Source organism: Streptomyces sp. NPDC034099, assembly GCF_055575415.1.
Genome location: NZ_JBVISR010000017.1, coordinates 16,214 through 39,110 on the forward strand (window position 1 = coordinate 16,214; position 22,897 = coordinate 39,110).

18 protein-coding genes are annotated in these 22,897 nt (G+C 73.2%); 8 read left to right on the forward strand and 10 right to left on the reverse strand.

The window, feature by feature from the left end:
* The first annotated feature begins 225 nt into the window (after positions 1–225).
* From ACZ56V_RS34350 to ACZ56V_RS34370, 5 genes are read left to right on the forward strand one after another with little or no spacing between them, the layout of a single operon-like run.
* Positions 226–2,091, forward strand: coding sequence for an ABC transporter substrate-binding protein (locus ACZ56V_RS34350; protein WP_468947517.1), 1,866 nt, complete (start codon positions 226–228; stop codon positions 2,089–2,091).
* Positions 2,084–3,136 carry an ABC transporter permease gene (locus tag ACZ56V_RS34355; protein ID WP_398914969.1) on the forward strand — a complete coding sequence of 351 codons (1,053 nt, stop codon included), beginning with the start codon at positions 2,084–2,086 and terminating at the stop codon, positions 3,134–3,136. Before ACZ56V_RS34350 ends, ACZ56V_RS34355 begins: the two co-directional genes overlap by 8 nt.
* A complete protein-coding gene (locus tag ACZ56V_RS34360; protein WP_398914967.1) occupies positions 3,133–4,080 on the forward strand; it encodes an ABC transporter permease in 948 nt (315 codons plus the stop codon). The genes ACZ56V_RS34355 and ACZ56V_RS34360 overlap by 4 nt, the downstream gene beginning before the upstream one ends.
* Positions 4,077–5,093: an ABC transporter ATP-binding protein gene (locus ACZ56V_RS34365; protein WP_468947519.1), complete on the forward strand. Its 1,017-nt coding sequence runs from the start codon at positions 4,077–4,079 to the stop codon at positions 5,091–5,093. Before ACZ56V_RS34360 ends, ACZ56V_RS34365 begins: the two co-directional genes overlap by 4 nt.
* Positions 5,090–6,145: an ABC transporter ATP-binding protein gene (locus tag ACZ56V_RS34370; RefSeq protein ID WP_468947520.1), complete on the forward strand. Its 1,056-nt coding sequence runs from the start codon at positions 5,090–5,092 to the stop codon at positions 6,143–6,145. The genes ACZ56V_RS34365 and ACZ56V_RS34370 overlap by 4 nt, the downstream gene beginning before the upstream one ends.
* Positions 6,146–6,185: 40 nt before the next feature.
* On the opposite strand, the gene ACZ56V_RS34375 is transcribed toward ACZ56V_RS34370, so the two are convergent.
* From ACZ56V_RS34375 to rimP, 9 genes are all read right to left on the reverse strand, one after another.
* On the reverse strand, positions 6,186–7,142 hold the full coding sequence (locus ACZ56V_RS34375) for a bifunctional riboflavin kinase/FAD synthetase (protein ID WP_398914961.1): 957 nt from the start codon (positions 7,140–7,142) through the stop codon (positions 6,186–6,188).
* A gap of 142 nt (positions 7,143–7,284) precedes the next feature.
* Positions 7,285–11,220 (reverse strand): trypsin-like peptidase domain-containing protein, encoded by a 3,936-nt coding sequence (locus ACZ56V_RS34380; protein ID WP_468947522.1) that lies wholly within the window; start codon positions 11,218–11,220, stop codon positions 7,285–7,287.
* 255 nt (positions 11,221–11,475) lie between these two features.
* Positions 11,476–12,381, reverse strand: coding sequence for a tRNA pseudouridine(55) synthase TruB (gene truB / locus ACZ56V_RS34385; protein ID WP_356371532.1), 906 nt, complete (start codon positions 12,379–12,381; stop codon positions 11,476–11,478).
* A complete protein-coding gene (gene rbfA / locus ACZ56V_RS34390) occupies positions 12,378–12,842 on the reverse strand; it encodes a 30S ribosome-binding factor RbfA (protein ID WP_104636672.1) in 465 nt (154 codons plus the stop codon). The genes truB and rbfA overlap by 4 nt, the downstream gene beginning before the upstream one ends.
* Positions 12,843–12,898: 56 nt before the next feature.
* Entirely contained in the window at positions 12,899–13,192 is a 294-nt protein-coding gene (locus ACZ56V_RS34395; RefSeq protein ID WP_104636674.1) for a DUF503 domain-containing protein, read from the reverse strand.
* Positions 13,193–13,344: 152 nt separating this feature from the next.
* Positions 13,345–16,446 (reverse strand): translation initiation factor IF-2, encoded by a 3,102-nt coding sequence (infB, locus tag ACZ56V_RS34400; protein WP_398914956.1) that lies wholly within the window; start codon positions 16,444–16,446, stop codon positions 13,345–13,347.
* 161 nt (positions 16,447–16,607) lie between these two features.
* Entirely contained in the window at positions 16,608–16,913 is a 306-nt protein-coding gene (locus ACZ56V_RS34405) for a YlxR family protein (protein ID WP_467384924.1), read from the reverse strand.
* 102 nt (positions 16,914–17,015) lie between these two features.
* The gene (gene nusA / locus ACZ56V_RS34410; protein WP_398914952.1) at positions 17,016–18,038 is read right to left on the reverse strand and encodes a transcription termination factor NusA; all 1,023 of its coding nucleotides are present in this window, start codon (positions 18,036–18,038) and stop codon (positions 17,016–17,018) included.
* 2 nt (positions 18,039–18,040) lie between these two features.
* The gene (gene rimP / locus ACZ56V_RS34415) at positions 18,041–18,580 is read right to left on the reverse strand and encodes a ribosome maturation factor RimP (protein WP_468947525.1); all 540 of its coding nucleotides are present in this window, start codon (positions 18,578–18,580) and stop codon (positions 18,041–18,043) included.
* A gap of 298 nt (positions 18,581–18,878) precedes the next feature.
* Here rimP and ACZ56V_RS34420 point away from each other — a divergent pair, with 298 nt between their 5' ends.
* The 3 genes from ACZ56V_RS34420 to ACZ56V_RS34430 are packed head-to-tail and all read left to right on the forward strand — an operon-like array spanning position 18,879 to position 20,828.
* Positions 18,879–19,433, forward strand: a complete 555-nt coding sequence (locus ACZ56V_RS34420) for a hypothetical protein (protein ID WP_468947527.1) — start codon at positions 18,879–18,881, stop codon at positions 19,431–19,433.
* 3 nt (positions 19,434–19,436) lie between these two features.
* Positions 19,437–19,889: a ferritin-like domain-containing protein gene (locus ACZ56V_RS34425; RefSeq protein WP_398914947.1), complete on the forward strand. Its 453-nt coding sequence runs from the start codon at positions 19,437–19,439 to the stop codon at positions 19,887–19,889.
* A 39-nt stretch (positions 19,890–19,928) separates the two neighbouring features.
* Positions 19,929–20,828 carry an aminoglycoside phosphotransferase family protein gene (locus ACZ56V_RS34430; RefSeq protein ID WP_468947528.1) on the forward strand — a complete coding sequence of 300 codons (900 nt, stop codon included), beginning with the start codon at positions 19,929–19,931 and terminating at the stop codon, positions 20,826–20,828.
* Positions 20,829–21,149: 321 nt separating this feature from the next.
* Here ACZ56V_RS34430 and ACZ56V_RS34435 read toward each other — a convergent pair whose 3' ends face one another.
* Positions 21,150–22,853, reverse strand: a complete 1,704-nt coding sequence (locus ACZ56V_RS34435) for a proline--tRNA ligase (RefSeq protein ID WP_467384932.1) — start codon at positions 22,851–22,853, stop codon at positions 21,150–21,152.
* Between the last annotated feature and the right edge of the window lie 44 nt (positions 22,854–22,897).

The following is a 22,897-nucleotide window of genomic DNA, read 5'->3' on the forward strand; positions in this document are numbered from 1 at the left end:
AACCGCCACGCTCTCACCAGGCAAGCGCCAGTGGTCTGCGCCAATGAGGGTGACGTATCGGTCAACACACCGTTTCCGCAGGCCACATGGGGTTTGACATACCGTTGACGCGCGCAGACTGCCGCTGGTAGACACACACTTCATTCCGCGTTCACCACTGTTCAAGCCCGCCCCACGCGAGGACGCCCGGCGTCTGCGCGTGCGATGACGCGAGGTCAGGTAGTCATGAACACACACGATCAGCACGGCAGCGGCCGTACCGCCCACCGGCCGTGGAGAACCCGCCTCCTCGCGGCAGCAGGCGCCGGCGCCCTGCTCCTCGCGTCGGGGGCGATCGCCCCCTCGGCCGCGGCGAAGGACGGTGACGGGAGCGACGGCGGCGACAAGGTGCTCACCGTCGCCGTGGCGCAGAGCGTCGACTCGCTCAGCCCGTTCCTGGCGGTGCGGCTGCTCAGCACGAGCATCCACCGGCTGACGTACGAGTACCTGACCAACTACGACGCCAAGGACAACCACGTCATACCGGGGCTCGCCACCGAGTGGAAGTCCTCGCCGGACAAGCTCACCTGGACGTACACGATCCGCTCCGACTCCAAGTGGTCGGACGGCGAGCAGGCCACCGCCGAGGACGCGGCGTGGACGTTCAACACGATGATGACCGACCCGGGCGCCGCCACCGCCAACGGCAGCTTCGTCGGCAACTTCGAGAAGGTCACCGCGCCCAGCCCGACCCAGCTGGTGATCCGGCTGAAGAAGCCGCAGGCCACGATGACCGCGCTGGACGTGCCGATCGTGCCCAAGCACGTCTGGGAGAAGGTCGACGACTTCTCGAAGTTCAACAACGACAAGGACTTCCCGGTCGTCGGCAACGGTCCGTTCGTGCTCACCGACTACAAGCCGGACAGCTATGTGCGGCTGAAGGCCAACAAGGACTTCTGGCGCGGCGCCCCGAAGTTCGACGAGCTGGTCTTCCGGTACTACAAGGACCAGGACGCCGCCGTCGCCGCCCTGCGCAAGGGCGAGGTGTCGTTCGTCGCCGGGTCGCCGTCGCTCACCCCGGCCCAGGCCGACTCGCTCAAGGGCGAGGAGAACATCCGGGTCAACGACGCCCCCGGCCGCCGCTTCTACGCGCTCGCCACCAACCCGGGCGCACGGGCGAAGGACGGGACGAAGTTCGGCGACGGCGACCCCTCGCTGCTGGACCAGCGGGTGCGCAACGCGCTGTTCATGGCGGTGGACCGCAAGGCGATCGTCGACAAGGTGTTCCAGGGCCACGCGGTCGAGGGGGCGGGCTACATCCCGCCGCGCTTCTCCTCGTACTTCTTCGAGCCGTCGGGCGGGCAGGAGCTGGCCTACGACCCCGAGAAGGCCACGCGGTCGCTCGACGAGGCGGGCTACCGGACCAACGCCGACGGCAGGCGCGTCGGCAAGGACGGCAAGCCGCTGGACTACCGCATCCTGTGCCACGCCACCGACCCGAACGACAAGGCGGTCGGCAAGTACCTCCAGGAGTGGTGGGGCAAGCTGGGCATCTCGGTCACCCTCGACTGCCTGGACAACGTGACCGACCCGTGGCTGGCCGGCAAGTACGACCTCGCCTTCGACGGCTGGTCCGTCAACCCCGACCCGGACTTCGTGCTCTCCATCCACACCTGCGCGGCGCTCCCGGCGACGCCGAAGGACACCGGGGCCACCGACAACTTCATCTGCGACAAGAAGTACGACGAGCTGTACGCACGGCAGTTGGGCGAGTACGACGCCGGCAAGCGGGCGGAGATCATCAAGCAGATGCAGTCCCGGCTGTACGACACCGGGTACATGAACGTCATGGCCTACCCGAACGCGGTCGAGGCCTACCGCACGGACCAGATCAAGTCGATCACCACGATGCCGTCCGCCGCGGGCAACATCTACGGGCAGGACGGCTACTGGAGCTGGTGGTCGGCCGTGCCCGCCGACTCCGGCGACTCCTCCGGGGGTTCGTCGTCGACCGGCACCGTGATCGGGATCGCCGCGGGCGTCGTCGTCCTCGTGGGTCTCGGGGTGCTCTTCGCCGTCCGCCGCCGGGCGTCGGCCGACGACCGTGAGTAGCGCGACCGGCTCCGCGAGCGTCTCCGCGATCGGCAAGCGTCCGTCCGAGGCGCCGCGGGGGCGCGCCCGCAGCGGGTATCCGCGGTACGTGGCGGGGAAGCTGGCGGGCGCGGTGGTCTCCCTGTTCGCCGTCCTCGTCACGAGCTTCTTCCTCTTCCGGCTGATCCCCGGCGATCCGGTGAAGTTCATGACCGGCGGCCGCCCGGTCTCGGCCGAGCAGCTCGCGGTGTACAAGGAGGAGTTCGGGCTCGACCTGCCGATGTGGGAGCAGTTCACGGACTACTGCCTCAAGGCGCTGACCGGGGACCTGGGCACGTCGTACCAGTTCCACGCGCCCGTCGTCGACAAGATCACCGAGGCGCTGCCGAACACCCTGCTGCTCACCGGCACGGCCTTCGTGCTCTACACCGCGCTGGGTGCCTTCCTCGGCACCCGCTCGGCGTGGCGGCACGGGGGTCTCGGCGACCGGCTCAACACCGGTCTGGCGCTGACGCTGTACTCCATCCCGTCCTTCTGGCTGGGACTGCTGCTCATCATCGTGCTGTCGGTGGGCGTGGACCCGATCCCGGGGATGTTCCCGACCGGGGGCATGGAGTCGGGCCGCGAGGAGGGCTTCGCCCACGTGCTCGACGTGGTGCACCATCTCGTGCTGCCGGTGGTGACGCTGGTCGCGGTGGAGTACGGGCAGACGCTGCTGGTCACCCGGTCGGCGCTGCTGGACGAGATGGGCGGCGACTATCTGACGACCGCGCGGGCCAAGGGGCTCAGGGACGACCTCGTACGGCGTCGGCACGCCGTGCCCAACGCGCTGCTGCCGACGGTGACGCTGGTCTTCGTCAATCTGGGGCGGACCGTGGCCGGCGTCATCCTCGTCGAGACGGTCTTCTCCTGGCCGGGGCTGGGCGGACTGTTCTACCAGGCACTCAGCGTGCCCGATCTCCCGCTGGTGCAGGGGCTGTTCTTCGTGTTCGCCGCCGCGGTGATCCTGATGAACACCCTGGCCGACCTGTTGTATCCGATGCTCGATCCGAGGGTGGGCCGATGACCGCCGAGACCACCGAATCCGCGTCCGGGCCGCCGCCGGTGAAGTCCGGCGGGCCAGGTCCGCGCGCGCTCGCCCGGCGGCGGCGCCGTGCCTCCGTCGCCCGCTTCTGGAGGGAGTACCGCAAGCACCGCGCGGGGGTGTTCGGGCTGGCGGCGCTGGTGCTGTTCGTGCTCGTGGCACTGACCGCGCCGCTGACCGTCGGATCGGACGTGGACAGCGTGACCGACGCGCCCGGGCAGCCGCTGGAGAGCCCCAGCGGCCGGTTCCCGCTGGGCACCGACCAGTTCGGGCGGAGCCTGCTGGGCCTGCTGATCTGGGGCTCGCGCGTCTCGCTCCTGGTCGGGCTGCTCGCGGCGGTGCTGTCGGTGCTCATCGGCGCGCTCATCGGGATCACGGCCGGGCACTTCCGAGGCTGGTACGCCACGGTGATGATGCGGATCACGGACTGGTTCCTGGTGATGCCGACGCTGGTGCTGGCGATCGTGCTGGCGACGGTGCTGTCCCGGTCGCTCGGCACGATCGTGCTCGCGATCGGCGTGACCACCTGGCCCACCACGGCGCGGCTGGTGCGGGCGCAGACGCTGGCGGTGGAGTCGCGGCCGTACATCGAGCGTGCCAAGGCGCTCGGGGGCGGGCACTGGCACATCATGTCCCGGCACGTGCTGCCCAACGTGATGCCGCTGATCCTGGCGCAGACGACGCTGATCATCTCCTCCGCGATCCTGGCCGAGGCGACGCTGGCCTTCCTCGGTCTCGGAGACCCGGCTGTCGTGTCCTGGGGCGGGCTGCTGCAGGACGCGCGGGAGGCGGGGTCGGTGAGTTCCGGCGACTGGTGGTACCTGGTGCCGCCGGGCATCGGGATCGCGGTCGTGGCGCTGGCGTTCACGCTGTGCGGGCGTGCGGTGGAGGCCGTACTCAATCCCAGGCTGGGGGTGTCCCGTTGAGTCTGCTCGAGGTGAGGGACCTGAAGGTGACGTATCCCGGCGGTGCGGCCGCCGTGCGCGGGGTCGACCTGACCCTGGAGGCGGGCGAGAAGCTCGGCGTCGCGGGCGAGTCCGGCTGCGGCAAGTCCACCCTGGCCCTGGCGCTGCTGCGGCTGCTGCCGCCCGGTGCCCGGGTCGGCGGGGAGGTGCTGCTGGACGGCGAGGACGTGCTCACGATGAAGTGGGGCCGGGTACGGGCGGTCCGCTGGGCCGGCGCGTCGATCGTCTTCCAGGGCGCGATGCACTCCCTGAACGCCGTCCACCGCGTCGGTGACCAGATCGCCGAGCCGATCGTGCTGCACCGCAGGGCCACTGCGGCCGGGGCCCGCAAGCGGGCCGGGGAGCTGCTGGAGCAGGTCGGTCTGCCGGCCGCCCGGGCGAACGCCTACCCGCACGAGCTGTCCGGCGGGCAGCGACAGCGGGTGATGATCGCGATGGCGCTCGCCTGCGACCCGCGGCTGATCGTCGCCGACGAGCCGACCACGGCGCTCGACGTGATGATCCAGGCGCAGATCCTGCGGCTGATCGAGGGCCTGGTGGGCGAGCAGGACGTGGGCCTGATCATGATCAGCCACGACCTCGCGGTGCTGGCCGACACCTGCGACCGGCTCGCGGTGATGTACGCGGGCCGGGTGGTCGAGGAGGGCCCGGCCCGGCAGGTGTACGAGGACGCCCGGCATCCCTACGGCCGGGCGCTGTCGGCGGCGTTCCCCACGATCGGGGACCCGGCCTCACGGTTCGCACCCCGCGGGCTGCCGGGCGACCCGCCCGACCCGGCGGCGGTGCCGTCCGGCTGCGCGTTCCATCCCCGCTGCCCGGTCGCACTGGACCTCTGTGCCACCCAGGACCCGCCGCTGCGGGAAGCGGGCGCGCGACGCCGTGCGGCCTGCGTGCACGTGGGCCCGGACGACACGGGAACAGCGGGCGGGGCCGCTGCGGAGAAGGACGACGGAGTGAGGAGCAGTGCGCCATGACCAGCACCGCGTCCAGCGGCACCCCCACCGGCGCCCCCGGTGACTCCCCGCGTGACACGCCCCCGTTGCTGAGTGTCCAGGGGCTGCAGGTCACGTTTCCCGGCAGGCGCGGGGCGGCCGACGCGCGGGCCGTGGACGGGGTCGACCTCGACATCCGGCGGGGTGAGATCGTCGCGCTGGTCGGTGAGTCGGGCTGCGGCAAGACGACCCTGGCCCGTTCGCTGCTCGGCCTGGTGAGGCCCACCGGGGGGCGCGTCACCTTCGACGGCGCGCCCCTCACGTACTCCGCCCGGGCCCTCAAGGCGTACCGCAGGCGGGCCCAGCTCGTCCTGCAGGATCCGAGCGGTTCGCTGAACCCGCGGCACACGGTGTACGACATCGTCGCCGAGGGCCTGCGCATCCACGGCCACGCCGGGGACGAGCGGACGGCGGTCGCCGAGGCACTGTCGCGTGCCGGGCTGCGCCCGCCGGAGCGGTTCTTCCTGCGCTACCCGCACGAGCTGTCCGGGGGCCAGCGCCAGCGGGTCGTCATCGCGGGCGCGCTGGTCCTGCGACCCGAGCTGCTCGTCGCCGACGAACCGGTGGCCTCCCTCGACGCGTCGGTGCGCGGCGAGATCCTCGCGCTGCTGCTGCGGCTGCGCACCGAGCTGGGCCTGTCCGCGCTGGTGGTCACCCACGACCTGGGCCTGGCCTGGAACATCGCCGACCGGGTCGCGGTGATGTACCTGGGCCGGATCGTCGAGACCGGCCCGGTGGAGCAGGTGCTGACGGCACCCCGGCACCCCTACACCCAGGCCCTGCTGTCCGTGCTGCCCGAGGCGCCCGGCACGCCGGTGGTGCTCACCGGGGAGCCGCCGGACCCGTCGTACATCCCCGACGGCTGCCGCTTCCACGTCCGCTGTCCGGTCCTGGCGGGCGGCGAGGCCGAACGGGCCGGTGTCGCGGACGCCTGCCGGAGCCGGGGGCTGGAGATCCTGCGCGGCGGCGACGAGTCCCAGGTCGCCTGCCACTGGGCGCGGGCCGAGCAGTCCGCGGCCGGACGGCCGGGCTGACCGGAGGAGGGCACGGGCCCGGGACGGGCGTCGTCGGCCGTCAGGGCCTGGGGGCGTCCGCCGCGGTGATCTCGCGGCACCGGTCCACGTCCTCGGCCATCTGCTCGAGGAGCGCGTCCAGCGTCTCGAACTTCGCCTGCCCGCGGACGAAGGCCACGAAGTCCACGGCGACGTGCAGGCCGTACAGCTCCAGGCCCACCCGGTCGATGGCGTACGCCTCGACCGTGCGCTCGGTGCCCTCGAACTGCGGGTTGGTGCCGACGGAGATCGCGGCCGGCATCGCCTCGCCCTGGGCGTGCAGCCAGCCGGCGTAGACGCCGTCGGCCGGGATCGCGGTGTGCGGGAGCGTCTCGACGTTGGCCGTCGGGAAGCCCATCTCACGGCCGCGCTGGGCGCCCCGTACGACCACGCCCTCCACGCGGTGCGGACGGCCCAGGATCTCCGCGGCGCCCGACACGTCGCCCTCGGCCACCAGGCGGCGGGTCAGGGTGGAGGAGAACGGCTCGCCGCCGCCCGCCTCGCCGGTGACGTACAGGTCGACGATCTCGACCTCGAAGTCGTAGACCTTGCCCTGCTCGGTGAGGAAGTCCACGTTCCCGGCGGCCTTGTGGCCGAAGCGGAAGTTGGGGCCCTCGACGACCGCCTTGGCACGCAGCCGGTCGACCAGGACCTTGACCACGAAGTCGGCCGCGGAGAGCTTCGAGAACTCCTTGGTGAAGGGGAGGATCAGCACCGCGTCCACGCCCAGGTCCGCCATCAGTTCGGCCCGGCGGTGGTGCGGGGCGAGCAGCGGCGGGTGGCTGCCGGGGCGGACGACCTCGCTGGGGTGCGGGTCGAAGGTGACGACGACGGCCGGAACGCCCAGCTCGCGGGCGCGGTCCACGGCGTGCCTGATGATCAGCTGGTGCCCGCGGTGAACGCCGTCGTAGGAGCCGATGGTGACGACGCTGCGTCCCCAGTCCTCGGGGATGTCCTCCAAGCCACGCCAGCGTTGCACTGTGTCCGCTCCTCGGTGCTTCCGTGGTTTCCATGGTTCCGTGGTGACCCTTACGCAGGTCTAAGGGTGCCATGCCGTCCGGCTCCAACCCGCATCGGCATCGGCATCGGTCCCGCATCGGCGCTGTGACCGGAGGCCGGGGTCAGGCGGGAACGCGGGCGCCCGCCAGGTGCTCGATCGTGCGGCGGGTGCTGGGGCCCACCAGGGCGGCCCAGTCCTGGGGCGCCTCGCTGAGCCAGCCGGTCAGCCGGGGGGCGAAGCCCGGGAGGTGGCGGGCGAGGTCGACGAGGCCGCGGTCGAAGCGGGTGGCGCCCTCGGGGGTGCGGACCAGGAGCAGCCCGGTGCGCTGGACGAGGGTGCGCAACTCCTCCCCGTCGCACCGGGCTGCCGCGTGCAGCAGCGCGTCCAGGACGGCGGGCTCGTGCTCGTGGGCGAACAGGCGCTCGCGCAGTTCGCGGCGGAGCGGGGCGCCGGCCGTCGCCCCGTCGGCGGCCAGGACTCCGGCGAGCGCCGCCCGCACCGGCTCGGGACCATCGTCCAGGAGGCGGGTGACCAGGGGCAGGAGTACGGCACGGGGTGCGGGGTCCCGGTCGAGGCGCCGGTCGACGTACGCGGCCAGGTGCCCGGCGGTCTCGGGGCGCTCGGCCACCGTCCGCCCGAGGAGGTCGGCCACCCGGTCGGCCAGCGCGGGCGTGGTGGCGTCGGCGAGCCTGCGCAGCGCCTCACCGGCGTCCGGGCCGAGCAGACGGGCCCGGAACGCTTCGAGGACGGGACCGGGGTGGGTCGGCAGGGCGGCGGCCACCGCGCTGGGCGGGAGGTACGGGTCGCCGGCGGTGAAGTGGTCGAGGGCCCTCGGGAGGTGGCGGTCGCGGCAGTCGGGGTCCTGGACGAGCAGGGCGAGAGCGCCGCCGCGCAGCGGGCTGTCGGAGGGTCCCGCGAGCAGGACCAGGGCGGCGTGGCGCAGCAGGGTGCGGTCGGCGCCGGTGCGTGCGTGCGGGGCCGTGCGCAGGCCGTGGGTGACCGCCGCGGTCTGCCGCGCGGGGCGCTCGTCGCGCGCCCACCGCTCCACCGCGCGGCAGAGCGCCGACGGCTCCTCCTCGGCCAGGACGGCGAGCAGTTCGTCGGCGCGTCGGTGCGCGCTGTCGACGAGTACCTCGGTGAGGCCGTCCAGGCCGCGGTGGCGATGGGTGTGCAGCAGCGCCTGCGCGGCCGTCGCCACGGTGGCGTGCGGGGTGGCGGGCAGCGGCCGTTCGTCGTCGAACCAGCGGACGAGGAGCGGCTGTACGGCCACGGGGTCGGCGACGAGCAGCCCGGCCGCGGTGTCGAGGTGGCGGGGGCCGGGCTCGTGCGGCGGTCCGTCGGCGAGGACGAGGCGGCGCAGCAGGTCCAGGCGGGTGGTCTCCGGCACCCGCAGGGCCGTCCAGAAACCGGGCCCGAACACCCGGGGCGCCGACTGCCCTTCGCCGCCCCGCTCCGCGATGCCGTCGGCGAGCAGCCGCAGCACCTCCGTGTACGGCGTCGCGTCGGGCACCCGGGTCAGCACCTCGGCGAGCAGCCGGGCGGCCCACCAGGAGTGCGGGTCGCGGTCCAGGGCGTGCACCAGCTCTTCGAGGGTCAGGGCCAGTTGGGGGACGCCGTGCTGACGGGCGAGGAGCAGGACCGCCTCGACGACGGAGCCGATGCGGTGGTGCGGGACGGGGAGGGTGTGGGTGCCGTGCGGGGTGTGGCGACGGTGGACGAGGGCGCGCAGGGCCTCCGCCAGGTCGAGGTGGATGCCCTGGATCCAGTCGGCGAGCTCCTCGTGCGCGAAGCGGTAGCCGCTGCCCGCGGGTACTAAGAGGCCCTCGGCGAGCACGGCCGGTGCCCAGCCGGTGCCGCCGCCCAGCCGGGCCGGGGACGGTCCCCACGGGAACAGCGCTTCGAAGGCCCCCCGGTCCAGTCCGCCCTGCCCGGGCCCGAGGCTGCGCCGGGCCGCCTCGTGGACCTGCCCGGAGACCTTCGCCGCGAGTCGGCGCACGGCGGTGCCGTGCAGGCCGTTCTCCCCGGCCAGGCGGGTGGCGACGCGCAGGCACATCAGGTCCAGGTGGGCGGCGAAGACCTCGTCCCGGGTGACGGGTACGGGGGCCGGGGGTCCGTCGAGGGCGGCGAGGACCTCCGAGAGCAGGCGGAGGGTGAGGGGGTGACGGGCGTCCGGGTCCGCCAGGACGCCTTCGGGTACGCCGTGGCGTGCGCGGGCCTCGCGGGCCTCCTCGTCGCTCAGGTCACCCAGGCGGACACAGGGCGGGAGCCCGGCGAGCCCGCTCCCCCGGGAGCCCGCGGACACCGGCTCGGCCGACGCCGGTCCGGGTCCGGCGGCGTCCGTCCCGCCCGAGGGTCCTGCGGCGGCCGCCCCGGACACCGGGTGCGGTCCCACGGCGCCGTCGGTGCGACGCGGCCGCGGTGCCGCGCCGGACGCCCCGCCGGTCGCCCAGGGCGTCGGCGCTCCTTCGGCCGCCCCCGGCCGCGGCTCCGGCAGGCCGGTCCCGGACCAGGACACGCCACCGGCCGCACCCGATCCCGGCCCCGGCAGGGCGAGCGCCGCCCCGGACGCAGGCACCACACCGCCCGGTCCGGGCCACGATCCCGGGGCAGTGGCCCCCCGGGCCGACGGGACCCGCGCCACCCGCGCCGACGCCCGCACCACAACCGCCCCGGCACCCGCACCCGTCGAACCCGACGACGGCCCCCCTGCGTCCGGCCCGTACAGCAGCTCCCTCGGGAACTCCGCCCCCGCGTGCTCCCAGTACTCCGCGCGGCAGGCCACCACGAGCCGTGCCTCCGTCTCCCGCAGCCAGCCGGCCGTGCCCTCGGTCCACTCGGGGAGGCGGTGCGCCAGGACGGGCGGCATCTCCTCGGGGCCGTCGAGGAGGACCAGGAGGGGCCGTCCGGCGGCGCGGGCCAGGTGGGCGAGGCGCTCAGGGGCGATGTCGCCGAGGTCGCCGGTGCCGGGACGGTCCGAGGCCGCGACGATGCGGGCGGCCCGGGTCAGCGTCCGGCGAGCCGCGTCCGCCAGCGACATGTCGTCGTCGCGCAGGTCGGCCCCGCGCAGCCAGAGCGTGGGCGCCGCGTCCGGACCCGTGGCACGACGGGCGGCGAGGGCCGCCAGCTCGGTCGTCCGGCCGCTGCCCGGCGCGCCGACCAGGCCGAGCACGCGGGCGCGGCCGGCGGTGAAGGCGGCGAACTCTCGTGCCACCGCCGCCCGTTCGACCGGTTCCGCCGCGCCGGTCCCGCCGCCTGGTCCGGCAGTGGGGTCCCCCTCCGTGACCGACGTCGCCGTGAGGGCCAGCACCCCTGCCAGGTTGAGGTCGGCGCCGTACGCCGGGACCGTCGCCGCGTTCTCGGCGAGGAGCTCGGCGAGCGGGCCCGCGGTCGCGCGGCGCAGCGGCACGGCGAAGCCGACGTCGCTGTGTCCGGAGCTGAGGGCGGTGCCGAGGACGCCGAGGACGGCGCCGGTCGCCACGTCGAGCACGGGGCCGCCGGCCGCGCCGCCGCCCAGCCGCAGGGCGTCCCGCCCACAGGTGCCGACGGCCAGTTCGAGGGCGTCGCCGAGGTGGTGGAAGCGGTCGGTGGCCGTGTAGGTGACGTCGGTGGCGCCCAGGACCCGGGCCTCGCGCCAGCCGCCGGCCGCGATCCGGACGTAGGTCCCGGCCTCGACGCGGTCCCGCGCGGTGAGGGGCAGCGGGTCGACGCCGAGCCCCTCGGTGCGCACCAGGGCCAGGCCGAGGGCGGGCAGCGGGGTCACGTCGGCGGCGGCCACGACGCGCCGGCGGTCCCCGGCGGTGCTCAGGACCAGCCGGGGCAGGCCGTCGACCGCTTCGTGGCTGGTGAGCACCGTGCCGTGGTGGTCGGCGACGAATCCCGTGCCGCGGGGGCGGCCGGCGAGGTCGTGGAAGCGGATCAGGGCGGCGTCGGACGCGCGCCGCGCCGGATCGGCCTCCCGGAGAGCCGGGGGTCCGCCTCGCGCTTCTCGGGAGCCGTCCCCGGACCGCTCCCCCGCCCTGCCGCCCGTCGCCTCCCGGGACCGGTTCCGCGACGCCATCGTCGAACCTCCCCGCCGTACACCCGTGCCGTGTGCTCGACGGTAGGCGCGAGATGATCAGCGGGACAGATCCCCTGGCGAACGCGCCCCCTTCCACTCCCCCGGTTCACTCCGAGCGCCTGCCCGGACGGGTGAACAGAAGGGGTGGGTTGGATACACCCTAGGAGGTGGGGGAACCGAGGGGGGACCGTGGAGCGGCGACAGTGGCAGTCCCCGTGATCGCCGCTCCACGGGCGGAGCCGACGGTGCGTCGGCTCAGCCGAAGACGGCCAGGCTCTTCGCCTTGCCCTTGTGCTCTTCGACGAGGGCCAGGAGGCGCCCCTCGGGATCGAAGACGGCGACGGCACCGGCGCCCGTGTACTCCTCGGGCATCTCCAGCCGCACGCCGTTGGTGAGCAGCCGGGCCCGCTTCACGTCCACGTCCCAGCGGGGGAAGGCGGCACCGGCCGCGTCCGCGACGGGCATGACGGTCAGCTCCTGCTGGAGCTGGTCCAGGGTCCGGGCGCCGTCCAGCCTGTACGGCCCGACGCGGGTGCGCCGCAGTGCCGTGAGGTGACCGCCGACGCCGAGACCGGCGCCCAGGTCGCGGGCCAGGGCCCGGATGTAGGTCCCGGAGGAGCAGGTCACCGAGACCACCAGGTCGAGCACCGGGGTGCCGTCGTCGGCGACGGCGTCCCGGACGTCGTACACCGCGAAGGAGGAGACGGTGACGGGGCGGGCGGGGATCTCGAAGTCCTCACCCTCGCGCGCCCGCTTGTAGGAGCGCACGCCCTTGATCTTGATGGCGCTGACCTTGGACGGCACCTGCATGATGTCGCCGCTCAGCTCGGCGATGCCGGCGTCGATCGCCTCCCGGGTGACCTTCGAGGCGTCCTGCGACCCCGTGATCTCGCCCTCGGCGTCGTCGGTCAGCGTCGTCTGCCCGAGCCTGATGGTGCCCAGGTACTCCTTCTCGGTGAGGGCGAGGTGGCCGAGGAGCTTGGTCGCCCGCTCCACACCGAGGACCAGGACGCCCGTCGCCATCGGGTCGAGCGTGCCGGCGTGCCCGACGCGCCGGGTGCGGGCGATGCCCCGCATCTTGGCGACGACGTCGTGCGAAGTGAAGCCCGACGGCTTGTCGACGATGACAAGGCCGTCGGGCGTGGTGTGCTTGTCGGTCATTTAGCGGTGTCGTCCGTCTCGTCGGCCTCGGTCTCGTCCTCGTCCGGCTTGCGGTACGGGTCCGCCTCGCCCGCGTACGCGGCGCCCGCGGACGCCTCGCGCACCTTCTCGTCGGACTGCCGCGCCTTGTCGAGGAGGTCCTCGATGTTGCGGGCGGTGTCCGGCAGGGCGTCCATGACGAAGGTCAGGGTCGGCGTGAACTTCACGCCCGCCGCCTTGCCGACCTCGGAGCGCAGGATGCCCTTGGCGCTCTCCAGGCCCGCCGAGGCGGCCTTGCGCTCCTCGTCGTCCCCGTAGACCGTGTAGAAGACGGTCGCCTCCCGCAGGTCACCCGTGACCCGGGTGTCCGTGATGGTGACGTGCGAGCCGAGCCGCGGGTCCTTGATCCCGCGCTGCAGCTTCTGGGCCACCACCTCTCGGATGAGGTCCGCCAGCCTTTTCGCCCGCGCGTTGTCGGCCACTGGTCCGTCTCCCGTTCTTTCTTCTCTTGCCTGATCTGGTCTTCTGCCCGATCTGGTCAGTCGTCGTCGCCGTGGAAGCGCCGCCTGACGGACAGCAGTTCCACCTCGGGTCGGCCGGCCACCAGCCGTTCGCACCGGTCGAGCACGTCGCTGAGGTGGCCCGCGTCGCCGGACACCATGGCCAGGCCGACGACCGCCCGGCGGTGGAGGTTCATGTGCTCCACCTCCGCCGCGCTCACCGCGTACTTCCGTTGGAGCTCGGCGACGATCGGGCGGATGACGGAGCGCTTCTCCTTCAGCGAATGTACGTCGCCGAGGAGGAGGTCGAAGGACAGCGTCCCCACATACATGTGCAGCCGGTTCACCCGCCGGTCCGGGATCGGTGGCCCCGCCGCGAACGGGCGGGATCACCAGAACCGTACAACGAACGGCCGGGGCCGATCGACGGATATTGTGCTCCGCCGACCGGCCCCGGACCGGTCACTCCCGGAAGTCGCGGTACTTACACCCGCGGCTTCTCGCGCATCTCGTACGTCGCGATGACGTCGTCGACCTTGATGTCGTTGAAGTTTCCGAGGTTGATACCGCCCTCGAAGCCTTCGCGGATCTCGGTGACGTCGTCCTTGAAGCGACGCAGACCCTCGATGTTGAGGTTCTCCGCGATGACCTTGCCATCGCGCAGGAGGCGCGCCTTGGTGTTGCGCTTGACCTCGCCGGAGCGGATGAGAACACCCGCGATGTTGCCCAGCTTGGAGGAGCGGAAGACCTCGCGGATCTCCGCCGTGCCCAGCTCGACCTCTTCGTACTCCGGCTTGAGCATGCCCTTGAGGGCCGCCTCGATCTCCTCGATCGCCTGGTAGATGACCGAGTAGTACCGGACGTCCACACCCTCGCGCTCGGCCATCTGCGCGGCACGCCCGGCGGCGCGCACGTTGAAGCCGATCACGATGGCGTCGGAACCCATCGCCAGGTCGATGTCGGACTCCGTGACCGCACCGACGCCGCGGTGCAGGACGCGGATGTCGACCTCTTCGCCGACGTCCAGCTGGAGCAGGGAGGATTCCAGCGCCTCGACCGATCCGGACGCGTCGCCCTTGATGATCAGGTTGAGCTGCTGGACCTCGCCGGCCTTCAGCACCTTGTCCAGGTCCTCGAGGGACACGCGGCGCGTGCGCTTGGCGAACGCGGCGTTGCGCTCGCGGGCGGCGCGCTTCTCCGCGATCTGGCGGGCCGTACGGTCCTCCTCGACCACGATGAAGTTGTCACCGGCGCCCGGGACGTTGGTCAGACCCAGCACCTGGACCGGCGTGGACGGACCCGCCTCGGCGACGTTGTTGCCGTTGTCGTCGAGCATGGCGCGGACGCGGCCGTAGGCGTCGCCCACCACCATCGTGTCGCCGACCCGCAGGGTGCCTCGCTGCACGAGGACCGTCGCCACGGCACCGCGGCCGCGGTCGAGACGGGACTCGATCGAGATGCCCTGCGCGTCCTGGACCGGGTTGGCCCGCAGGTCGAGCGAGGCGTCCGCGGTGAGGACCACGGCCTCCAGCAGGGAGTCGATGTGCAGACCCTGCTTGGCGGAGATGTCGACGAACATGGTGTCGCCGCCGTACTCCTCGGCCACCAGGCCGTACTCGGTCAGCTGACCGCGCACCTTGGTCGGGTCGGCACCCTCGACGTCGATCTTGTTGACCGCGACGACGATCGGGACCTCGGCCGCCTTGGCGTGGTTGAGCGCCTCGACCGTCTGCGGCATGACGCCGTCGTTGGCCGCGACGACCAGGATCGCGATGTCGGTCGACCGGGCACCACGGGCACGCATGGCGGTGAACGCCTCGTGACCCGGGGTGTCGATGAAGGTGATCTTGCGCTCTTCGTCGTTGACCTCGGTCGCGACCTGGTAGGCACCGATGTGCTGGGTGATGCCGCCGGCCTCGCCCGCGATGACGTTCGTCTTGCGGATGGCGTCGAGCAGACGGGTCTTACCGTGGTCGACGTGACCCATGACGGTCACGACCGGCGGACGGACGACCAGGTCCTCCTCGGAGCCCTCGTCCTCGCCGAACTCCAGGTCGAAGGACTCGAGCAGCTCGCGGTCCTCCTCCTCCGGGCTGACGATCTGAACCGTGTAGTTCATCTCGCCGGCGAGGAGCTGGAGCGTCTCGTCGGAGACGGACTGCGTGGCCGTGACCATCTCGCCGAGGTTCATCATGACCGCGACGAGCGACGCCGGGTTGGCGTTGATCTTCTCCGCGAAGTCGGTGAGCGACGCACCGCGCGACAGGCGAATGGTCTCGCCGTTGCCGCGAGGCAGCATCACGCCGCCGACCGACGGGGCCTGCATGGCCTCGTACTCCTGGCGCCTCTGCCGCTTCGACTTGCGACCGCGACGCGCGGGACCGCCGGGACGGCCGAAGGCGCCCTGCGTGCCACCACGGCCACCGGGACCACCGGGACGACCGCCGAAGCCGGGACGGCCACCGCCGCCACCGAAGCCGCCGCCACCACCGGGACGACCGGCGAAGCCGCCGCCACCACCGGGACGACCGCCGCCGCCACCGCCGCCGGGACGACCGGCGAAGCCGCCGCCGCCACCGGGACGACCGCCGCCGCCGGGACGACCGGCACCGCCGGGACCGCGACCGCCGCCACCGGGGCCGGGACGCGGGCCGGCAGCGGGACGCTGCGGCATCATGCCGGGGTTCGGACGCGGGCCGCCGCCGGGACGGGGACCGGCTGCGCCGCCCTGCGGACGCGGCATCGAGCCCGGGCTCGGACGGTTGCCGCCCGGAGCCTGGGGACGGGGGCCGCCGCCCTGGCCGCCGGGACCCTGCGGACGGGGACCGGCGCCGGGAGCACCGGGACCGCCCGGGCGCGGGCCGCCCTGCGGACGGGGCGCCTGCGGGCGCGCCATTCCGGCGTTGCCGCCGGAGGTGAAGGGGTTGTTGCCCGGACGCGGACCGCCGGGGCGGCCGCCGGGACGCTGTGCCGGGGCACCGGGACGCTGGCCGCCGGGACGGCCCTGGCCGCCCTGCTGACCGCGGTCCTGACCCGGACCGGAGGGACGGGCGCCGCCGGGCTTGGGGGCACCGGGACGCGCACCGCCGGGCTTCGGACCGGACGAAGCCGGGGCCGGAGTGGACGGAGCGGCCGGAGCCTCCGGCGGAGCGGTGAACTCCGGCGCGGCCGGGGCCGGACGCGGCGCGGGCTTGGGGCCCGGCGTCGGGCGCGGACCCTGGGACGGAGCCGGCGCGGGGGCCGACGGAGCCGCGGGCTGCTCGGCAGCCGCGGGCTTGGGTGCGGCCGGCGGCCGCGGGGCAGCCGGACGGTCCCCCGCCGCCGGAACGGCGCGGGAGGGGCCGGCCTGCGCCGGGGACGGCGCCGACGGCCTGGGGGCAGCCTTCTTGGGGGCCGCGGGGCGGCCGGCGGGACGGCCGTTGCCGCCGCCCTGCTGGAATGCGTCTGTCAGTTTGCGTACGACGGGCGCTTCGATCGTCGAAGACGCCGAACGGACGAATTCACCGAGTTCCTGGAGCTTGGCCATGACGACCTTGCTCTCGACACCGAACTCCTTGGCGAGTTCGTAGACCCGGACCTTAGCCACTTCGCTCCTCTGAGGTCCGGGTTGCGTCCGGACCGTCGCTAGTTCATGGGCGTACTCATCGCGTACTCATCGAGTGCTCATCGCAATCTCGACCTGCTTTCGACTCGCGAGGTACCAAGCCGCGCGGGGTTCCGCGCGGCATGTCTTCCTTACCACGTTGCTCACATGCTGCTTTCAGCAACCTTGTCGCAACCTTCTGCCTGCTCGACGTAGTGGCGCAACGCCTTTACGTCGAGCGGACCCGGGACGCGGAGCGCCCGCGGGAACGCCTTGCGGCGCACCGCCTGGTCGACACAGACCGGTACGGGGTGTACGTACGCACCCCGGCCGGGCAGCGTACCGCGTGGATCGGGGGCGCAATGACCCTCGATCGCCACGGTGCGCAGCAGCTCGTTCTTGACCGCTCGCTCCCGGCACCCCACGCAGGTGCGCTCGGGGCATGCTCGGGTACGTGTCCGGCCAGACACTTCTAAGTCTACCTCCCCGGACCGACCTCACCCCTTCGGGGCAAGAATCGAACACGTGCCGCACGCAAAGCTGTCGTGATCTCAGCGCCGTGCGGCTTGGATCTATTCCCCGCGGTCGTCGGACGGCTGGTCCGACGACGCGTCGGAGGGCTGCTCGGTGTCCGGGCGGATGTCGATCCGCCAGCCGGTCAGCCGGGCCGCGAGCCGGGCGTTCTGGCCTTCCTTGCCGATGGCCAGCGACAGCTGGTAGTCGGGCACGATCACGCGCGCGGAACGGGCCGCCAGGTCCACGACCTCCACCTTGGAGACACGGGCCGGGGAGAGCGCGTTCGCCACCATCTCGGCCGGGTCGTCCGACCAGTCGACGATGTCGATCTTCTCACCGTTCAGCTCGCCCATGACGTTGCGCACCCGGCCGCCCATGGGGCCGATGCAGGCGCCCTTGGCGTTCAGTCCCGAGCGGGTGGAGCGTACGGCGATCTTGGTGCGGTGGCCGGCCTCGCGGGCGATCGCGGAGATCTCGACGGACCCGTCGGCGATCTCCGGCACTTCGAGAGCGAACAGCTTCTTCACCAGGTTGGGGTGGGTGCGGGAGAGCGTCACGGAGGGCCCCCGTACGCCCTTGGCCACCCGGACGACGTACGAGCGCAGGCGCGTGCCGTGCGGATAGGTCTCGCCGGGCACCTGCTCCTGCACCGGCAGGATGGCCTCCAGCTTGCCGATGTCCACCAGCACGTTCTTCGGGTCGCGGCCCTGCTGGACCACGCCGGTGACGATGTCGCCCTCACGGCCGGCGTACTCGCCGAGCGTCGCGTCGTCCTCGGCGTCGCGCAGCCGCTGCAGGATGACCTGCTTGGCGGTGGTGGCGGCGATGCGGCCGAAGTCGGACGGGGTGTCGTCGAACTCGCGGGCCGCCTGGCCCTCCTCGAGGTCGTCCGGGTCCTCCTTCGCCCACACGGTCACATGGCCGGTGTTCCGGTCGAGCTCCACGCGCGCGTGCCGGCGGCTTCCCTCGGTGCGGTGGTAGGCGATGAGGAGGGCCGACTCGATCGCCTCGACCAGCAGGTCGAAGGAGATCTCCTTCTCCCGTACCAAGCCCCGCAGGGCGCTCATGTCGATGTCCACGGCTACGCCTCCTCCTCTTCCGTCTTGTTGTCGCTCTTGGCGTCGATGTCTTTCGCGTCCTTGGCGTCCTTGCGGTTGAACTCGACCTGGACGCGTGCCTTGTCGATGTCTCCGAAGGGCAGTCTGCGGGTGGTGGGCTTGCGGCCCTTCACTCCCGGTACTTCGAGGTCGAGTCCGTCCTCGTCCACGGCGAGGATGCGGGCGACCAGTTCGCCGCCCTCGTGCAGCTGGAACCGGACCAGGCGGTCCGTGGCGCGCACGTAGTGGCGGTGCTGGGTGAGGGCGCGCTCCGCACCGGGGGTGCCGACCTCGAGGGTGTACTCCCCCTCGCCCATCGCGTCGGTCTCGTCGAGCTTCGCCGAGAGCGCGCGGCTCACATCGGCGATCCGGTCCAGGTCCGCTCCGGTGTCGGAGTCGACGACCACGCTCAGCACACGCCTGCGGCCGACCGAGTCCACCGCGATCTCTTCGAGGTCCAGTCCCTGGGAGGCGACGAGCGGCTCCAGCAGCTCTCGCAGCCTCTCGCTCTGGGTGGTGCTCATCCGGGTGACTCCTCGGCCGCGTGTGCTGTTGTGGGACGGTGCGCGTGTCTGGTCAAAGGGTATCCGGTCGCGGGGGGTGTTGCCGTCCACCCGGGTCCGGCGGTGCCGATGAGTGGTGGCCGGGCGGGGCACGGGTACCGTGATCACGGGCAGGCGGGATCGCGGGGTATCGCGGGGCTCCGTCGCGTTGATCGTCGTTGTGCCGTCCGCTGTGCCGTCCGTTTTGCCGTCGTTTCTGCCGTCGTTTGTCGTCGCTTTTGTCGTCGTTTCCCGTACGAGCCTGTCGAGGACGTCTGCCGTGTCGCTTTCCCCATCGCCGCGCCCGCTCCGGGGGCCGCGCAGAAGGAGCCTGCTCGCGTCGGCCGCCGGGGCCGCCCTGCTCGTCGGCTGTACCGGGGGGCCCGGCTCCGGCGACCCGGGGGCCGACCCGTCGGCCGCCGAGCGGGCACGCGCGCGTGCGGCCCGGGACAGCGAGGAACTCGCCGCGCGGTACGCGGAGGTGATCACGGCCCATCCCGGGCTGGCGGAGCGGCTGGGGCCGCTGCGGGAGGAGGTCGTGCGGCACGCGGAGGCGTTCGGTGGTGTGCGGTCGGGCTCGCCGTCGGCGTCCGCGTCGGGGACGGCGTCGGCCGCGTCGCCTTCGGTCTCCGCTCGGGCCGCCGGGCCGGCGGACGACTCCGGTGCCGTGCCCGCGGACGAGAAGGGCGCCCTGGCGCTGCTCGTCGGTGCCGAACGGAAGCTCGCCGACCGGCGGGCCCGGGCGCTGCTCGATGTGCCGGGTGAGTTGGCGCGGCTGCTGGCCTCCGTCGCGGCGGCCGGGGCGGCGCACGTGTTTCTGCTGACGGAGGGCTGACGGGTGGGCAAGGCGGAGGACGGGCGGCTGGACGCCCTCCAGGCGGCGCTGGCGGCGGAGCACGCGGCGGTGTACGGCTACGGGGTCGTCGGCGGGCGGGTCGTCGAGGAGCGGCGTGCCGAGGCGCGGACGGCGTACGACGCGCACCGGACGCGACGGGACGCGCTGGCGCGCGAGGTGCGGGGCCTGGGCGGGGAACCGGTGGCCGCGGCGGCGGGGTACGCGCTGCCCTTCTCGGTGCCGGACTCCGCGGCGGCGGTGCGGCTCGCGGCCGAGCTGGAGGACCGGGTGGCCGGGGTGTACTCCGACCTGGTGCGGGCGGCCGAGGGCGAGGGGCGGGCCTCGGCGGCCTCGGCGCTGCGTGAGGCGGCGGTCCGTGCGGTGCGCTGGCGGGCCGGGAGCGTAGCCTTCCCTGGGCTCGCCGAGCGGGCCGCGACGGCATCACCGACTGCGTAACGCGTACGGCATTCCGTACGGGAAGGGAACGGCTCGCGCATGGCATTCGAACCGCCGCGGCGTCTGGTCAGGGCGCTCGGCGAGACGGCACCGGACGGTGACGACTGGTTGGCGAAGCTGCCCGAAGTGGCGGAGCGGGCCGTGGCGCAGCGCGAGTTGGCGGTCGAGCGGGTGCAGGTGCCCGGTGGGCGCAGCAGCCTGGTCGTCCTGGTGCGGACGGCCGAGGGGGCCCCGGCGGTGCTGAAGCTCGCGCCGCGCCGGGCGCGTCCGGAGAGTGAGCGGGCCGCGCTCGTGCACTGGGGCGGGCTGGGTGCCGTGCAGGTGCGCGAGGAACGTGCCGAGGAGGGGGTGCTGCTGCTGGAGCGGCTGCAACCGGATGTGTCGGTGCGGTCGCTGCCGGAGGCGAAGGCGTTGCTGGAGGCCGCGGGGACGCTGCGGCGGCTGTGGGTGGAGCCGCCGGACTCCCATCCCTTCGAGACCGTGGCCGAGCGGACCGGGCGGCAGGCCGAGGCGATGCGGGCGGGCGCGGCGGCGGACGCCGAGGTGGCGCCGCTGGTCGACGCGGCGCTCGCGGTGCGCACGGAGCTGCTGGCCGAGCCGCCGGAGCGGCGGTTGCTGCACGGGACGTTCCGGCAGAGCAAGGTGCTGGCCGGGGACCGGATGCCGTGGCTCGCGGTGGGGCCCGATCCGGTGGTCGGGGAGAGTGCGTTCGATCTGGCGCGGCTGGTGCGGGACCGGGTGGAGGATCTGGTCGCGCAGCCGTCGGGGGCGTCGACGACTCGGCGGCGGATCAAGCGGCTGGCGGAGTCGCTGGAGGTCGATCAGGAGCGGCTGCGCGGCTGGACGCTGTTCCGGGCGGTCGAGTCGGGGGTGCGGGCCCGGCGGGTGGGGCGGGAGCAGGACGCGGAGCTGTTGTTGGAGTTCGCGGGGTGGTTGTGAGAGTGCCTGCGGCGCCTGTGCGGGTTTGGCGGGGGTGCGCGTAGCGCGGTGCGTTGTCTGTGGGTCGGGGCCGCGCCGGGGGGTGTCCGTCGTCGGAACGGCGCGGAATCGGTCGGCCACAGATCTCACCGGCGCGGACGCGCCAACCGCTGCGGGCGGACACCCCCCGACACGACCCCTTCCCGCCCTACCTAGCCGCGGGCAGTCGTGCCTCCCCCAGTGCCTGAACGGCCTGAGAGGTACCCCCAGGCGGCACGGGTGGGCGCAGCGGCACCCGGTCGGCGCCGGGCTCGCGTGCCCACCCCCGCCCCCCGGAAGGCGTCAGCTGGTGAGGCGGGTGAGGGCCTCCTCGACCGTTACTTCCTCGCGCTCGCCCGTGCGGCGGTCCTTCAGTTCGACCACGCCCTCGGCGGAGCGGCGCCCGGCCACCAGGATCTGCGGGACGCCGATGAGTTCGGCGTCGGTGAACTTCACGCCCGGGGACACTCCCGCGCGGTCGTCCACCAGGACGCGGACGCCGGCCGCGGCCAGCTTGTCGGAGACCTCCAGGGCCAGCTCGGTCTGGAGGGCCTTGCCGGCGGCGACGACGTGGACGTCGGCCGGGGCGACCTCCTTGGACCAGACGAGGCCCTTGTCGTCGGCGTGCTGTTCGGCGAGGGCGGCCACCGCGCGGGAGACGCCGATGCCGTAGGAGCCCATGGTGACGCGGGCCGGCTTGCCGTTCTGGCCGAGGACGTCGAGCTTGAGGGCGTCGGCGTACTTGCGGCCCAGCTGGAAGATGTGGCCGATCTCGATGGCGCGGTCCAGCTTGAGGCCGGTGCCGCAGTTGGGGCAGGGGTCGCCCTCGCGGACGACGACGACGTCGACGTAGGCGTCGACCTCGAAGTCACGGCCCGCCACGACGTTCTTGGCATGCGTGTCGGGCTTGTTGGCGCCCGTGATCCACGCGGTGCCCGGCGCGACGCGGGGGTCGGCGATGTACGTGACCTTCTCACCCAGGCCCTGCGGGCCGACGTAGCCGCGGACCAGGTCGGAGCGGCCGACGAAGTCCTCGGCGGTGACCAGTTCGACGGCGGCCGGGGCGAAGTGCGCCTCGACCTTGTCCATGTCGACCTCGCGGTCGCCGGGGACGCCCACGGCGACGATCTCGCCGTCCACCTTCACCAGGAGGTTCTTGAGGGTGGCGGAGGCCGGGACGCCGAGGGACGCGGCGAGGGTCTCGATGGTGGGGGTGTCGGGGGTGGGGATGTCCTCGGCCGCGGGGATGCCGGTGGCGTCCGTGGGCGTGAGCTTGTAGGTGATCGCCTCGGTGTTGGCGGCGTAGTCGCAGTTCGGGCAGTCCGCGAAGGTGTCCTCGCCGGCCTCGGCGGGGGCCAGGAACTCCTCGGACTTGGAGCCGCCCATGGCACCGGCGGTGGCCGCGACGATGCGGTAGTCGAGGCCGAGGCGCTCGAAGATGCGCTGGTAGGCGGCGCGGTGCAGGGCGTAGGACTCGGCGAGGCCCTCGTCGGCGACGTCGAAGGAGTAGGAGTCCTTCATGAGGAACTCGCGGCCGCGCAGGATGCCGGCCCGGGGGCGGGCCTCGTCGCGGTACTTGTTCTGGATCTGGTAGAGGATGACCGGCAGGTCCTTGTAGGACGACGCCTGGTCCTTGACGAGGAGGGTGAAGATCTCCTCGTGGGTGGGGCCGAGGAGGTAGTCGCCGCCCTTGCGGTCCTGGAGGCGGAAGAGTTCGGGGCCGTACTCGTCCCAGCGGCCCGTCGCCTCGTACGGCTCGCGCGGCAGGAGGGCGGGGAGCTGGACCTCCTGGGCGCCGATGGCGTCCATCTCCTCGCGGACGATGCGCTCGATGTTGCCGAGGACCTTCTTGCCGAGCGGCAGCCAGCTCCACAGGCCGGCGGCGGTGCGGCGCACATAGCCGGCGCGGACCAGCAGCTTGTGGCTGAGGACCTCGGCGTCCGCCGGGTCGTCGCGCAGCGTCTTCGCCATCAACTTCGACATGCGCTGGACCGGTGCGTTGGCCATGGTTCTCGTGTCTCCTGCTGCGTAAGGGTGGTGCTAGGAGGTTA

Coding starts and splice junctions, on each gene's coding strand:
- rimP (WP_468947525.1), bottom strand. CDS start 18,580: ATGAGCACCACCCAGAGCGAGAGGCTGCGAGAGCTGCTGGAGCCGCTC.
- truB (WP_356371532.1), bottom strand. CDS start 12,381: ATGACCGACAAGCACACCACGCCCGACGGCCTTGTCATCGTCGACAAG.
- ACZ56V_RS34435 (WP_467384932.1), bottom strand. CDS start 22,853: ATGGCCAACGCACCGGTCCAGCGCATGTCGAAGTTGATGGCGAAGACG.
- ACZ56V_RS34395 (WP_104636674.1), bottom strand. CDS start 13,192: ATGTATGTGGGGACGCTGTCCTTCGACCTCCTCCTCGGCGACGTACAT.
- ACZ56V_RS34370 (WP_468947520.1), top strand. CDS start 5,090: ATGACCAGCACCGCGTCCAGCGGCACCCCCACCGGCGCCCCCGGTGAC.
- ACZ56V_RS34380 (WP_468947522.1), bottom strand. CDS start 11,220: ATGGCGTCGCGGAACCGGTCCCGGGAGGCGACGGGCGGCAGGGCGGGG.
- ACZ56V_RS34360 (WP_398914967.1), top strand. CDS start 3,133: ATGACCGCCGAGACCACCGAATCCGCGTCCGGGCCGCCGCCGGTGAAG.
- ACZ56V_RS34350 (WP_468947517.1), top strand. CDS start 226: ATGAACACACACGATCAGCACGGCAGCGGCCGTACCGCCCACCGGCCG.
- ACZ56V_RS34430 (WP_468947528.1), top strand. CDS start 19,929: ATGGCATTCGAACCGCCGCGGCGTCTGGTCAGGGCGCTCGGCGAGACG.